General features: G+C 36.8%; 13 protein-coding genes. All 13 read left to right on the forward strand.

Annotated elements, in window-relative coordinates; all coding sequences use genetic code 11:
• Positions 1 to 13 precede the first annotated feature (13 nt).
• The gene (locus VCHSUH04_RS03800; RefSeq protein ID WP_105085421.1) at positions 14 to 1,840 is read left to right on the forward strand and encodes a nucleoside-diphosphate sugar epimerase/dehydratase; all 1,827 of its coding nucleotides are present in this window, start codon (positions 14 to 16) and stop codon (positions 1,838 to 1,840) included.
• 120 nt (positions 1,841 to 1,960) lie between these two features.
• Positions 1,961 to 3,406: a GumC family protein gene (locus VCHSUH04_RS03805; RefSeq protein WP_105085422.1), complete on the forward strand. Its 1,446-nt coding sequence runs from the start codon at positions 1,961 to 1,963 to the stop codon at positions 3,404 to 3,406.
• A gap of 1 nt (position 3,407) precedes the next feature.
• Positions 3,408 to 4,019: a CpsD/CapB family tyrosine-protein kinase gene (locus VCHSUH04_RS03810; protein ID WP_105085423.1), complete on the forward strand. Its 612-nt coding sequence runs from the start codon at positions 3,408 to 3,410 to the stop codon at positions 4,017 to 4,019.
• A 69-nt stretch (positions 4,020 to 4,088) separates the two neighbouring features.
• Positions 4,089 to 5,294, forward strand: coding sequence for a DegT/DnrJ/EryC1/StrS family aminotransferase (locus VCHSUH04_RS03815; protein WP_369819985.1), 1,206 nt, complete (start codon positions 4,089 to 4,091; stop codon positions 5,292 to 5,294).
• Positions 5,288 to 5,974 carry a sugar transferase gene (locus VCHSUH04_RS03820; protein WP_105085425.1) on the forward strand — a complete coding sequence of 229 codons (687 nt, stop codon included), beginning with the start codon at positions 5,288 to 5,290 and terminating at the stop codon, positions 5,972 to 5,974. The genes VCHSUH04_RS03815 and VCHSUH04_RS03820 overlap by 7 nt, the downstream gene beginning before the upstream one ends.
• Positions 5,975 to 5,985: 11 nt before the next feature.
• Positions 5,986 to 6,852, forward strand: coding sequence for a phosphorylcholine transferase LicD (locus VCHSUH04_RS03825; protein WP_105085426.1), 867 nt, complete (start codon positions 5,986 to 5,988; stop codon positions 6,850 to 6,852).
• 9 nt (positions 6,853 to 6,861) lie between these two features.
• The gene (locus VCHSUH04_RS03830) at positions 6,862 to 7,584 is read left to right on the forward strand and encodes a 2-C-methyl-D-erythritol 4-phosphate cytidylyltransferase (RefSeq protein ID WP_105085427.1); all 723 of its coding nucleotides are present in this window, start codon (positions 6,862 to 6,864) and stop codon (positions 7,582 to 7,584) included.
• A complete protein-coding gene (locus VCHSUH04_RS03835; protein ID WP_105085428.1) occupies positions 7,577 to 8,626 on the forward strand; it encodes an NAD(P)-dependent oxidoreductase in 1,050 nt (349 codons plus the stop codon). Before VCHSUH04_RS03830 ends, VCHSUH04_RS03835 begins: the two co-directional genes overlap by 8 nt.
• Entirely contained in the window at positions 8,623 to 9,690 is a 1,068-nt protein-coding gene (locus VCHSUH04_RS03840) for a glycosyltransferase (protein WP_105085429.1), read from the forward strand. Before VCHSUH04_RS03835 ends, VCHSUH04_RS03840 begins: the two co-directional genes overlap by 4 nt.
• A 19-nt stretch (positions 9,691 to 9,709) precedes the next feature.
• Positions 9,710 to 10,951 carry an O-antigen ligase gene (locus VCHSUH04_RS03845; RefSeq protein ID WP_105085430.1) on the forward strand — a complete coding sequence of 414 codons (1,242 nt, stop codon included), beginning with the start codon at positions 9,710 to 9,712 and terminating at the stop codon, positions 10,949 to 10,951.
• Positions 10,929 to 11,861, forward strand: coding sequence for an ATP-grasp fold amidoligase family protein (locus VCHSUH04_RS03850; protein ID WP_105085431.1), 933 nt, complete (start codon positions 10,929 to 10,931; stop codon positions 11,859 to 11,861). Before VCHSUH04_RS03845 ends, VCHSUH04_RS03850 begins: the two co-directional genes overlap by 23 nt.
• The gene (locus tag VCHSUH04_RS03855; protein WP_105085432.1) at positions 11,839 to 12,978 is read left to right on the forward strand and encodes a CapA family protein; all 1,140 of its coding nucleotides are present in this window, start codon (positions 11,839 to 11,841) and stop codon (positions 12,976 to 12,978) included. The genes VCHSUH04_RS03850 and VCHSUH04_RS03855 overlap by 23 nt, the downstream gene beginning before the upstream one ends.
• A complete protein-coding gene (locus VCHSUH04_RS03860; RefSeq protein WP_105085433.1) occupies positions 12,978 to 14,429 on the forward strand; it encodes a lipopolysaccharide biosynthesis protein in 1,452 nt (483 codons plus the stop codon). Before VCHSUH04_RS03855 ends, VCHSUH04_RS03860 begins: the two co-directional genes overlap by 1 nt.
• Positions 14,430 to 14,454: the final 25 nt, after the last annotated feature.

Raw genomic sequence — 14,454 nt, forward strand, 5'->3', positions numbered from 1 at the left:
AGGGGGCGTTCTTTTGCGTTCATATTTATTACCAGCCATACTGTTTATTGCCGATATTGCGACGATTGTTATTGTTGCTTTCATTAGTTTATTTATAAGATTTGATGGCTATATAGAACCTCGATATATTGATCAAATGGTAGACGCATTGCCAATATTGTTGATTTCGTATATGTTGATGTTTTTGCTTATGCATTTGTACACGCGTATTTGGCGTTATGCAGGGATGCGAGAGGTATTGGCAGTATTTGTCGCTACGACAGTAGGTACAGCAATCTTTTACTCCTCTATGTTTGTATTTGGTAAATCATTACCAAGATCAATCTATTTTATTACTTGGTTCCTTACAACTGGTGCAGTAGGTATGGGGCGCATGTTACTTCATTATGTAGCACTTCATTATAGTAATGGGGATGATGGTGAAAGTGGCCAAGTAAATACACTCATTATAGGTGCTGGTGATGCTGGTGCAATTATAGCTCGTGAAATTGAACGGTATCATAAGCGTTCAAGACGTATTATTGGCTTTGTTGATGATGATATGTATAAACATAACCGGTTGATGAATGGTTTTAGAATCTTAGGGAATCGTGAAGATATTCCAATGCTTGTAGCAAGATATAAGGTTGAAGAAATTATCATTGCTATGCCATCGGTAAAGCGTGATGTTATTCGAGAAATTATGGAAATCTGTTCACCTCTAAAATGTAAGATCAACACATTACCTGGGATGTACCAATTATTAGATGATGAGGTTTTAGTATCTCATTTGCATCCTATTTCTATTGAAGATTTATTGGAACGTGATGAGATTCATCTAGACACATCAAAAGTAGAACCATATTTAAAAGATAAAGTCGTTCTTGTTACGGGCGCAGGTGGTTCTATTGGCTCTGAAATTTGTCGTCAAGTATTACGAGTAAGACCTAAAAAACTATTGTTATTAGGTCATGGTGAAAATAGTATTTATCTTATTCACCAAGAGTTGCGTTCCATTGTGCCTGAAGGTACATTGGTTCCCATTATTGCTGATATTCGAGATAAAAATCAGTTAGACCAAATCTTTACCGATTATGAACCCGATGTAGTGTTCCACGCAGCAGCTCATAAACATGTACCGCTTATGGAAATCCAACCGATTGCAGCGGTGTTAAATAATATTTATGGCACTCGTAATGTGGCAGATGTAGCGGGCGCACATGGTGTTGAGCGCTTCGTTATGATTTCCACAGATAAAGCGGTAAATCCAACAAGTGTTATGGGTGCTACGAAACGGGTGGCAGAAAAGGTTGTACTTGGTATGAATCACAAGTACGATACAAAGTTTATTACCGTTCGCTTTGGTAATGTTCTTGGTAGTCGCGGTTCTGTTATTCCATTATTCCGCAAACAAATTGAAGCTGGAGGACCTGTAACAGTTACAGATCCTGAAATGACTCGTTACTTTATGACTATTCCAGAAGCAAGCCAACTTGTATTACAAGCTGGTGCAATGGGGAATGGTGGTGAAGTGTTCTTATTAGATATGGGTGAACCAGTAAAAATTGTTGATTTAGCAAAAAATATGATTCGCCTTTCTGGATTTGAGCCTGATAAAGATATTCGCATTGAATTTACTGGCTTGCGTCCAGGTGAAAAGCTATATGAAGAATTATTAACTGCTGAAGAAGGTACTAATACAACTACACATAAGAAAATCTTTGAAGCTGCCTTAGAAGATGTAGATCAAGAATGGTTAAGCCGTGAAATTGATTGCTTTGAAACATGTAAATCTGACTTGGATGTGATCAATGTATTACAAGACATCGTTCCTACATATCATCCAAATCATAATGTATAACAATTTAGTTACAATCATTTATTTAGAGCTGTAGTCTACGTGAGAGGGAGATATACAGTAACGATTCCTAAGAGGGAGAGACCCTGTTGTTTGTATACTTTCACAGAAAGGGGTATATGGGTGGAACAAATTATTGATTTAAAAGAGGTCGGTAGAGTCCTCGTTAAACGACGTCGTAAGATTATCAATGTTACGGTAGCATGTATAGTATTGGGTGGTGCATATGGTCTCCTGGCACCATCTACATATCAATCTACATCTATGTTGCGCATTAAACAATCTCAAGGATTAAGTAATTCTGTTTTATCAAGTACTAATGGTTACTCTGACTCTATGGCGCGTCAATTGATGAATACAGATGCTGAAATTTTAAAGAGTCGTAATGTTGTAGAACCTGTTATTGCAGCGATTGAAGATCCAGAAGGAACAGGTAAAGCACCTACATACGAAGAGTTTGTTAAAACGCGTATTGAAACAAAACCATATAAAGAAACTGAATTATTACAAGTCAGTGTGACTGGTAAAAGTCCAGAACAAGCACAAGAGGCTAATCAATTATTAATTGATACATTCTTAAAGCGCTTGGCAGATATTTCCCATGTTGAGCAACGGACGACACGCGAATTTTTACAAAAACGTGTGGTAACTGCAAAAGAAGAATTGGGTCAAGCAGAAAAGAAATTACAACAATTCCAAGTGGACAATAAGGTATATTCCACGGCGGATCAAATGAAGGGGCTAACAGATAAGATTACCCTTATTGATCGTGAGAAAGCTCAAAACCAATTAGATTTGGAAACGGCGCAAGCAGCTTTAGGCAGTATTAATGAGCAATTAGGCTCTGCAGGTAAAAGTATTGCTGATAGTGCAACTGTTCAAGCATATAAAGGACAATTAGCTGACTTAGAATCTCGTAAGGCCTCCTACGTTGGTAAATATACTGATGAGCATCCGGCAATGAAAGAGATTAACCAACAAATCGAAGAAGCTAAGAGTGGTTTAAATGCTGAAATTAATGCTATTGCATCCCAACAAGCACCATCTAGCAACTCTGCACAGCAAGGTTTATTAGCAGATAAATTCAGAAATGAAGCAGCTTTAGCTGTAGCACAAGGTAAAGAATCTACATTAGCTGAACTTGATAAAGAAAATGAGGAAGCAATGAAAGGTTTGCCTGAAAAAGAACGTGGCTATATCCAGGCAAAACGTGATGTTGATGTAGCCCAAGACATTTACGAAATGTTATCTAAGCGTTTGGAAGAGGCTAAAGTAGCTGAAGTAATGGTACCAAATGAAGTTCAAATTGTAGATGCCCCTACATTGCCAGAAAAGGCTATTGCACCTCGTAAGATTCTTATTTTATTAGGCTCTGCAATTTTGGGTATTATCCTAGGCTGCCTTTACACATTGGGTCAGTTCTTCTGCAACCGCAAGGTTCAATCGGTACAAGAAATCAATGATATTCTTGGCATTGAAAATTTAGGTGTCATTCCAAATCATGAAGAAAAGGAATATGAAGAACCAAGCAATCGTATTGTAGCATTGTGGCGTAAAGTGAGAGGTTAATATGATTAGACTAATTTCTAATGAGCGTGGTGATACACCACTTGTAGAAGCATATCGTACATTGCGTAGTAATTTACAATATGTATGTAATCAACATAAATGTAAGATCATTTGTATTACCGCTGCTACTAGTGGAGAAGGAACCTCTGAGGTAGCGGCTAATACGGCATTAGCTTTATCGAAGAATAATAACAAAGTTCTTTTGGTAGATGGTAATTTACGTAATCCAGTTCAGCATGTAGCATTCAACGTGCAAAATAAAGGCCTTACTAACGCAGTTATTATGGATGAAGATTTGACGATTCATCGCAATATTGTCCCTCATCTAGATGTACTTACTGCAGGCGAAATAGTTGAACATCCTTCTGAAGTCGTAGATTCTAGTAAATTATCTACAATTTGGGATTATATCCGCGACGAATATGATGTAGTTATCATTGATACACCACCAGTATTAGATGTTACGGATGCCATTGTATTAGCTGAAAAATCTGATGGTGTTATGCTTGTTGTTAAAAATGAAGTAGCAAGTCCTAAAGATTTAACAGAAGCTAAGAAACGACTTACTCAAGTTGGAATTCCTTTACTAGGTTCTATCGTCATTGATGTGTAGTCAATAATTTAATATATATTCCATTAGATAAATCAAGCGTATCGACAAGGTACAGAAAGTAATGAGGTGATGTATATGAAAATTAATTTTTCCCCTCCTGATATTACAGAGTTAGAAATCAATGAAGTTGTTGAAGCCTTAAAGAGTGGCTGGATTACAACTGGACCGCGTACTAAAGAATTGGAAAAAAAGATTGCGGCTCAATTAGGTACACCTAAAGCTGTTTGTTTAAACTCTGCTACCGCGGCGCTTGAAATGTCTCTTCGTGTATTAGGTATTGGACCTGGCGATGAAGTTATTACTAGTGCCTATTCCTATACTGCTAGTGCAAGTCCTGTTGTTCATGTAGGGGCTACACTAGTTATTATAGATACCCAAAAAGATTCATTTGAAATGGATTATGATGCAGTAGCTCGTGCTATTACACCAAAAACAAAAGCTATAATTCCAGTAGATATTGCAGGGGTGCCTTGTGATTATGATCGCCTACGCGCCATTGTAGATGAAAAGAAATCTGTATTTACTCCAAATAATGATATTCAAAAAGCTTTAGGTCATATTCCTATCGTAGCGGACTGTGCCCATTCCTTTGGTGCTTCATACAAAGGTATACCAACTGGTAATGTAGCTGATTTTAGTAGCTTCTCCTTCCATGCAGTAAAGAACTTTACGACTGCCGAAGGGGGCTGTGCTACATGGCGACATATAGATGGTATTGATGATGATGTCATTTATAAGCAATTCCAATTATTATCTTTGCATGGACAAGATAAGGATGCTCTTGCTAAGACAAAGGCTGGTGCATGGGAATACGATATTAAGGGTACATATTATAAATGTAATATGACCGATATTATGGCGGCTATTGGTTTGGCTCAATTTGAAAGATACCCAAAACTGTTAGCACGACGTAAGGAAATCATCGCAGCTTATGATGCAGGTTTTAAAGATTTACCTGTTACATTGTTACATCATTATACTGATGATCATCAAAGTAGTGGACACTTATATTTAGTACGATTAGATGGTCAAGATGCTGAATACCGCAATAAAGTAATCGAAGCTATGGCTGAAGCTGGTATTGCAACTAATGTTCACTATAAGCCAATTCCTATGCATACGGCTTATAAGAACTTAGGATTTACCATTGATGATTATCCAAATGCTTATAATCAATTTAAAAATGAAATCACATTGCCTCTTCATACATTGCTAACGAATGAAGAAGTGCAATATATCATTGAAACATTTAAAAGGATTATTACCGAATGTTAGTAAAAAACTTTCACGATCTACCACAAGAGTTGCAGTGTGAAGAGGTGCGTCCATACTTTGAAATATTAAATCAAAGACGAACAAGCCTTCTTTGTAAAAGCATATTTGACCGTGTTATAGCCGCTGGTATGCTCATTGTTTTAAGTCCTGTATTTTTGGTGTTAGCCATAATGATTAAACGAGATAGCGAAGGGGAGGTCTTCTTCCGCCAAACTCGGGTGACGCAATATGGTCGTACCTTTGGTATCTATAAATTTCGTACCATGGTAAAAAATGCGGAATCATTAGGTGCTCAAGTAACATCACAAAATGATATGCGCGTTACAAAGGTAGGCAATATGCTTCGTAGCTGTCGTCTTGATGAATTACCTCAGCTAATCAATATCCTATTAGGAGATATGAGCTTTGTTGGTACAAGACCAGAGGTGCCTCGCTATGTGGCGGCTTACACAAATGAAATGAAAGCAACTTTGTTATTACCAGCAGGGGTAACAAGTATTGCAAGTATTGCTTATAAAGATGAAGATCAACTTTTACAAAATGCTAAAAATGTTGATGAAGTGTATATCAATGAGGTTTTACCAGGCAAAATGGCTTGGAATTTAAAGAGTATTAAAGAGTTTTCTTTTTTACAAGATATTAAAACGATGATTGATACCGTACTAGCTGTTTTACGTTAAGAGAGGTTCCTATGAGTACATCTATGACAAAGGAAATACAAGAAAAAGAGCTTAGTATGTTGCTGTACTTTAAAGAGTTTTGTGACAAACATAATTTGCGCTTTTATCTCTGTGGCGGTGGCCTCATTGGGGCTATACGTCATAATGGCTTTATCCCTTGGGATGACGACTTGGATTTATTTATGCCACGTCCAGATTACGAAAAGTTAGCTGAATTATGGCCTAAGTATGCAGATACGGAACGGTATACCTATTGTCGTACGGATCGGCATCATATCTATCATGATGCAGGTGCTTCTATTAGAGATAATTATACGACATTTATAAATCGTCATAGTATGCATGAAGATATTTGTCATGGTTTAGCTCTTGAAATTATGCCTATTGATGGTTGTGCACCAGGAAAAATTAGCCGCACTTTACAACTTATGTGGGCTATGACCTTTGCACTTTTTAATGCACAACGTTTACCGGATAATAAAGGACCGATATATCGTGCATTAGCAGGATGTATCTACAAGGTATTCTCTAGTCAGTCATTACGTTACCATATATGGCGCTTTGCAGAGAAGCAAATGACCAAATATGATTTTAATACGAGCAAGGAGTGTACTGAGTTAATTGGTAGTTTAAAAGGCATGAAGTTGCGTCATCCTCGAGAAGACTTTGATTCTGTTGTATATAAAGACTTTGAAGGTCATCAGATACCTGTTATGAAAGGGTATGAAAGATATTTACGTCTTATTTGGGGCGACTATATGCAATTACCACCAGTAGAACAGCGTGTAGCAAAACATGATGCTGTGTTTGCTGATTTACATACACCTTACAAGGAGTATAGAGGCATACATTATGCCAAGAACGAAGCTCAACCTTAAGGAGGGCCTATGAAACGAATAGCAGTAATCTTTGCAGGTGGCGTAGGTGCTCGAATGAATAACAGCAAGACGCCAAAACAGTTTCTAGAATGGAACGGTAGACCTATTTTGATTCAAACTTTAGATGTGTTTGAACAAACCGACTCTATTGACGGTATTGTTTTAGCTTGCAAAGCAGAGTGGATTGATCATACTAAAAACCTCATCAAAGAGGCTGGTTTACAAAAAATTGTATCCATTGTTCCAGGTGGAGACAGTGCTTTAGACTCTCAATATAATGGATTGACAGAGGCAAAACGATTATTTCCTAATGAAGAGGTTACCGTATTGATTCACGATGGTGTTAGACCACTTGTGGATAAGGCAACAATAGAGAGAAATATTGAATCTGTAGAAACAAAGGGTTCTGCTATTACGGTTACACCTGCTATTGAAACCGTTATGGTTACAGATAATGGTTCTATAAACCGAATTTTGAATCGTAGTGAATGCCTTATGGCAAAAGCACCTCAAAGCTTTAAACTAGATGATATTTTATCGGTTCATGATAAAGCTAAAACAGAAGGCATCCATAATTTTATAGATTCTGCATCCATGATGATGCATTATGGATACACCTTGTATCCAGTATTAGGAGAAACAGAAAATATAAAGATTACTACACCATCTGATTATTATATGTTCACAGGTATTATTAAAAACCGTGAATTAGGAGGATTACAAGATGAGTAATTCCGTTATTAAACGCGAGTTAACAGCTTTACTACAAGACAAAGAGTACTTTGAATTCCTCCGCCATCAGCGCATTCTTGTGACAGGTGCGACGGGACTTATTGGCTCTATGTTTATAAAATTGCTTATACTTGCCAATGAGACTTTTAACTTGGACATAAAGGTAATAGGTCATGTACGAAGTCATGATAAAGCACAGGCTATATTAGGTAACTATTTAGATAATGATTACATTACACTTATTGATGGTGCTTTAGAATCTATTGACGTACCGTGTGACTATATCTTACATGGTGCTGCACCAACACAATCTAAATTCTTTATGGAGCATCCGGTAGAAACTATTCGTACATCAATTCATGGCACTGAAGCTATGTTAGAGCTCGGTCGTCATAAAACGGTAAAAAAACTTGTGTACTTATCGAGTATGGAACAGTATGGTGTACCCTATGAATCTGGACAAGTGATGACAGAAGAACGATTAGGGTATTTAGATCATTTAAATATTCGCAGTTCTTATTCTGAAAGTAAGAGATTATGTGAGTGTTATTGTAAGTCCTATGCTGTAGAATTTGGAGTTCCTGCTGTTATAGCTAGACTTGCTCAAACTTTTGGACCAGGTGTTCCTGTATCTGATAATCGTGTATTCATGCAGTTTACTAAGAGTGCTCTACGAAATGAAAACATTATTCTTCATACAAAAGGTGACTCCATGTCGAACTATTGCTACATTACTGATGCATTAACGGGCATTTTAACCCTCATGAAGAATGGCGAAGCTGGTGAAGCATATAATATTTGTCATGATGAGGAAACTCGCTCCATAGCAAGTATTGCGCATCTAGTAGCTACGCATGTAAGTCATGGAAAAAGTGAAGTAGTTTTTGACATTCCCGAAGATGTACAGGGTTTAGGATACGCACCGACAGTTCACATGTTCTTAAGCTCTAAGAAGTTGAAATCTTTAGGTTGGCAACCTAAAGTGTCAATGGCACAGGCCTATGTAAGACTTGCAGAATATATCCAAGAGGAAGGCTTATGAAAAAGGAAATAATTATTGTTACCATCTCCCTCGGTAACGATGGAGCTGAACGTATTTTAACAGAGTTAGCTCGTCAGTGGGTGCATGATGGTCACCATATTACGGTTATCCAAACAAGCCCTAATCGTTATGGTAATGAATATGCTTTAGAGGAAGGTATTGAACAAATTCAGATTCATACTACAAGCTCTAATAAAGTAATTCGCTTTATTCAGGAAATTAAAGAGCTGATCAAGATTTTGAAGACAAGACCTAACGCAACATGCTTATCGTTTTTGTCAGCATCGAGCTTTATTCTCGCCATTAGCTCTTGGTTTGTGAAGAATCGCATCGTCTTTTCGGAGCGAAATAATCCGCGCAAGGTGCCTATTGGTTGGCATCAACAAGCATTGCGTAATTTTGCCTTTAGATTTGCTGATGCTCTCGTATTCCAAACAGAAGACGCTCGCTCTTACTTCCCAAAATCTATACAAGAACGTGGTGTTATCATTCCCAATCCTATTAATGGTAAATTGCCACCACCAATAGAAGGGGAACGTGAGAAGACGATTGTTACGGCCTGTCGATTACATCCTCAAAAGAATTTACCTATGATGATTAATGCTTTTAGTATGCTGGCAGATGAGTTTCCAGAGTATAAACTTGTTATTTATGGCCAAGGTGTTTTAGAGGATGAACTACGTGCTCAAATTAAAGCGCTCAATTTAGAGAATCGTATTTTATTACCTGGCTTTGCTAGTAATATTTTAGAGAAGGTTGCACCTTGTTCTATGTATGTTTCATCATCTGATTTTGAAGGTATTTCAAACTCTATGTTAGAAGCACTTGGCATGGGCTTGCCTGCTGTAGTTACAGACTGTCCAGTAGGTGGTGCTCGTATGGTAATAAATAGTGGAGAGAATGGTATCTTGGTACCTGTAGGAGATACAAAGGCTATGTATGAAGCTATGCGCAGTATTTTGAAAGACCCTGCATTAGCAGCAAAACTTTCACAGGAAGCTATCAAGGTGCGTGATAAATTTCCACTATGTAAAATTGCTAAACGTTGGTTAGATGTTTTATGAGTTGTAAGGAGGAGAACCATTGAAGTTAAATATAACGGCTATTGCTGACCGCATGATATGGTTCATAACTCTAATTTTTTTAGTGTTGTCGTTGACCATTTCCTTTGCCCTTGGCGATGCGAATTATGGTGCCTATGTATTATTTGTATGCCTGTTTGGACTTATTATTTTTTATCTCATACGGGAGCAGGGAGTTATAAAATTTAGGTTTACTTGGATGCATGGTTATATGCTGCTCTTTATTGGAGCCTGTTATCTGAGTACTATTAATGCTATTGAGCCATCTGTAGCACTCAGTCGAAGTTTTGATATCGTCAAGATATTCTTTATGCTTATCATTTTATACATGTGTTATCAAGATAAAACATCGGTGGACACATTATTAAAAATTGGTATGTGGACCGGTTATATAGTTTGTTTTTACACGGTATATTTCTATGGCTTAGATTACTTTATTACGGTTTTGTCATCTTCTGCACGTATTGCAAATGATGCATTAAATGCGAATACTGTAGGTTTATTAGGTGCCAATGCTATCGTTATGACATTGTATTACATGTTATACGATCGACCTCGTTGGTGGAATATTATAGCCTTACCTACATTGGGCATTCTAGCAGCTACTGGTAGTCGTAAAGCTTTAGTATTTGTTGTTGTTGGTACAGTATTACTATTTGTATTTAAAAGTTTACGTAGTGCTAATGTAGTAGATTCTATTGCGAAGATTATTGGATCATTGTTAGCTCTTACTATTATTGGTATTGCAGTTCTACAATTACCTATGTTTTCAGAGGTTCTGGATCGTATGTCGAGTATGGTGGATGCTTTCTCTGGTACTGGTGGTGATTCATCTACCATTATTCGTTTAGCCTTGGTTGATATAGGGTGGGATTTATTTTATCAATCGCCTATGACTGGGGTGGGGGTAAATAATCCATCTGTACTTACCTATTTTTTATATGGTAAAGAGAATTATTATTTACATAATAATTATATTGAACTATTAGCGGGGACAGGGATAATCGGCTTATTGGCGTATTACTCAATGTATGTGTATATAGCTTATAACTTAATTCGTTATCGAAATTTTCATAGCAATGAATACGTAATGGTGCTCATTTTATTCCTTTCTCAAATCGTCATGGATATGGGGATGGTGTCTTATGAAAGTAAGAGTACATATTTTTATATGATGATGTTTTATTTAGAGGTGCAATTGCTCCGGAAAGGACGTAAAAATGAAGCTCAGCAAGTTATGTAAAGTTGGCATGTCCTTTTTAACAAAACCTTACTATCGTACACGAGTTCTTATTAAATCAGGTTATTATGATAATTTATGTGATGAAGATTTTTTAAAGAAAGTATTTCCTAAATATATGGGATATCCCTTAGATTTAGAGAATCCTAAAACTTTCAGTGAAAAATTACAATGGCTAAAAGTCAATTATCGAAATCCTATACAAACTGTCATGGTTGATAAGCATGAAGCAAAACACTTTATTGCGGAACGTGTGGGAAATCAATATATTATTCCTACACTTGCTGTATGGGATTCAGTAGAGGATATCGATATAGATACGTTGCCAAATCAATTTGTATTGAAGTCAACTCATGATAGTGGAGGCATCGTAATTTGTAAAGACAAATCGACTTTTGACTTCGAAGCAGCTAAAGCGAAGTTAAGTGCATCTCTAAAACGTGACTATTCTAAAATTGCCAGAGAATGGCCTTATCAAAATGTTCCGCGGCGCATTATAGCAGAAGAATATATTTCAGAATTGGGCAACGATGATTTATTGGACTATAAGATGTATTCCTTCCATGGAGAACCAAAGCTAACTGTGGTATGTTCAAATCGCTTTTCAAAGATTGGAACACGTATGAATTTCTATGATATCAATTGGGAGCCCATGGGGATTCATTTTGGTCATTATCCGCCATTACCTACGGAGTTTCCGAAGCCAGCTACTTATGAGGAGATGAAACGTCTCACAGCTGAGCTAAGTAAGGATTGTCCGTTCTTACGTGTTGATTTTTACGAAATAAAAGGACACCTATTTATTGGAGAGTTAACATTTTTCCCTGGTGCTGGATTTGAAAAGTTTCGTCCTATGTCAAAAGATTATGAATTGGGAGAGTGGTTACACCTTGAAACTGTACATCGGGGCTGATTTTGTCCCAACGGATATAAATAGAGAATTATTTGAATCTGGTAATGGAGAGGCTTTGTTTGGTAAGGAGTTACTGGGAATTCTAAAGGAATCTGATTTAAATGTATTTAATTTAGAGGTGCCTTTAACAGATGCATCTACTCCGATTAATAAATTTGGTAATAATTTAAAGTCTCCTACAAAAACAATCTATGGTTATAAGGCTTTAGAGCCTATATTTTTAACATTGGCTAATAATCACTCCTTAGATCATGGTGTAGAAGGATTAACTACTACACTAGAGTTATTAAAAAAGCATGATATTAAAAATGCAGGTGCTGGTGCTAATGTAAAAGCAGCTAAAAAGCCATTTATCTTTGAAAAAGAAGGTATACGTATAGGATTTTACCTATGTGCAGAACATGAGTTTACCGTTGCTTCTTGTCATACAATGGGGGCTAATCCATTTGATGTATTAGAGAGCTTTGATGATGTAGAAGCTTTAAAGAAAACTTGTGATTATGTTATCGTCCTTTATCATGGTGGGAAGGAGTTTTATCGCTATCCATCGCCAATGTTACAAAGATATGGCAGAAAATTTGTTGATAAAGGAGCAGACCTTGTAATTTGCCAACATAGTCATTGTATAGGTTCTCGTGAGGACTATGGTAAGGGGACTATTATTTATGGCCAAGGTAACTTTATCTTTAACTCCGAATCCTATATACATCATAAGGAGTTTGTAAAAGATTCCTTATTAATCAGTGTGGAGGCTACAAAGGATACCTTTATTGTATCTGAAGTGCCAATTCGTGGTACCGAAAGGGGCACCCGTTTGGCTACTGAATCAGAAGCCATTGAAACATTGACGGAATATAAAAAGCGAAGTGAAAACATTAGAGATGCTCATTTTGTAGCTCAAGCATATAAGGACTTTGCTGATACTCATGTAAAGCGATATTTGCGTGAATTTTTAGGTAGATCTTTTATTATCCGCGCAATAAATGGATTATTTGGACGAAAATTAATGCAACTTATTTTAGGAAAAACAAGTTATTTAGCAATTCAAAATTACTTGGAATGTGAAGCTCACCATGAATTATTCTTGCGGGGCATTAAGAATATCAATAAAAAATAATGGATACAAAAATAGTAGCTGCTGCTAAATGGTCTGTCATAACAGAGGTTTTAGCAAAGCTTATTACACCACTAACAAATATAATATTGGCCCATATGCTAGCACCTACGGCATTTGGGATATTGGCAACAATTATGATGGTTATATCCTTTGCAGAAATGCTAGCTGATGCGGGATTTCAAAAATTTCTTGTACAGCATGAGTTTCAAAGTGATAAAGAAAAACAGGAGGCTACAGATGTAGCTTTTATTGCTAACTTAGTTCTTTCTTTACTCTTGTGGGGGGCTATTATAGTCGGTCGTGATGAATTGGCCGTATTAGTTGGAAATGATGGCTTAGGCATACCGTTAGCCATAATGGGGGCCATGATTCCGCTCTCTGCTTTCAGTAGTGTACAAATGGCCTTGTATAGACGGGACTTTAACTTTAAGTTTCTTCTTAACATTCGGCTCATCACAATTCTGACTCCTATATTGATATCCATACCTATGGCGCTCATGGGATATGACTATTGGTCATTAATCGCTGGTATGCTAGGGGCTCAGTTATTCACGGCTTTGGCTTTATTGAAGAGTAGGAAAAATCAAATCCATCTCTTCTTTAGTTCTCGAGTCTTTATGAACATGTTTAGTTATAGTGCATGGTCATTGGCTGAAGCATTTTCTATTTGGCTTACCGCTTGGGTGGATACCTTCATTATTAGTCGCTTTTTAGATGCCTATTATTTAGGGATATACAAAATGCCTATGGCTATTGTTACAACTGTCATGGCCATGGCTACTTCATCTTTAGCGCCTGTATTATTTGCCGCATTAAGTCGAGTTCAACAGGATGAACAGGCATTTTCAAATACATTCTTTACCTTCCAACGCTATATGGCTCTTTTTTTAGTACCTATAGGGATAGGCTTGTTTGTATTCCAAGATTTTGTTGTTGATCTTTTATTGGGACCACAATGGAAGTTAGCAGGTATTGTATTGGGATCTTGGGCCTTGAGTTCCGCTATTATGACAGTAACAGCGAATTTGATTTCTGAAGTGTTCCGTGCAAAAGGAGTTCCTAATTTATCATTCTGGACTCAAATATTACATTTAGTTGTATTAATACCGGTAATTTATATTTGCATTCAGTATGACTTTAGTACATTTGTCTATGCTCGTTCAATAGTACGCATGGAAATGTTAATGGTTGCCATGATTTTCTTAGCATTATTTATACATATGAGTGCCCTTCGGGTGATTACTAATATAGGTGTATATTTAATTACCGCATCTATTGTTGGTGCTCTTGCATATAGTATTTTACATTTATATGATGCGGTATGGTGGACTATAGCTTGTATGATTTTATGCGTTGTATTGTATGTGGTTATCTTATATCTCATACCATCTGAGCGCACTATTATAACTTCTGGCGTTGATAAATTATTAAGTAAAGTAAGACGCTCATAATTAACAGAACTATGAAAGGAGTACA

Source organism: Veillonella sp. T14073-2 (assembly GCF_002959875.1).
In the GTDB taxonomy this organism is placed as follows: domain Bacteria; phylum Bacillota; class Negativicutes; order Veillonellales; family Veillonellaceae; genus Veillonella; species Veillonella infantium.